Source organism: Pseudomonas paraversuta (assembly GCF_904063065.1).
GTDB classification, from domain to species: Bacteria; Pseudomonadota; Gammaproteobacteria; order Pseudomonadales; family Pseudomonadaceae; genus Aquipseudomonas; species Aquipseudomonas paraversuta.
Genome location: NZ_CAJFCL010000031.1, coordinates 1 through 524, shown reverse-complemented (window position 1 = coordinate 524; position 524 = coordinate 1). Strand labels below are relative to the sequence as shown.

General features: G+C 67.7%; 1 protein-coding gene. It reads left to right on the top strand.

Going from position 1 to position 524, the window contains the following annotated elements:
- Positions 1–524 (top strand): RHS repeat-associated core domain-containing protein (locus tag JQ845_RS22780; protein ID WP_203009507.1); only part of this gene is annotated, 524 nt, incomplete at both ends.

Here is a 524-nt window from a genome sequence, read left to right as displayed (position 1 = left end):
TCGATAACCACTGAGGCCAACGACAGCCTGAACACCCCGGTCTACGGCGCCTACGGCCAGAGCCAGCCCGGCACCAGCCGACTGGGCTACGCCGGCGCCTTGCGCGAACAGGACAGCGGCTGGTACTTCCTGGGCGATTACCGCATCTATAACCCGGTGCTGATGCGCTTCCACAGCCGCGACAGCCTCAGCCCCTTCGGCGAAGGCGGGCTCAATGGCTATGCCTATTGCGCCGGCGACCCGGTCAACCGCATCGACCCGTCGGGCCATTCATGGCTGGACTGGCTGTTGCCGGCGGCCGGTCTCGCGCTGGCACTGGTCGGCACCGTGGCTTCCCTGGGTGCGTTGGCGGCGCCCACGGCGGCACTGACCGCCAGCTATGTAACGGCAGTCACCACCGCGACCTTGAGTGTGGTGTCGCTGGCAGCGGATGTGGCCTCGATAGCCTTGCTGGCCACCGGCAATGAAAACGCCGGGCGGATTCTGGGCTGGGTGGGCATGGCAACCGGGCTGGCCTCGGCGGC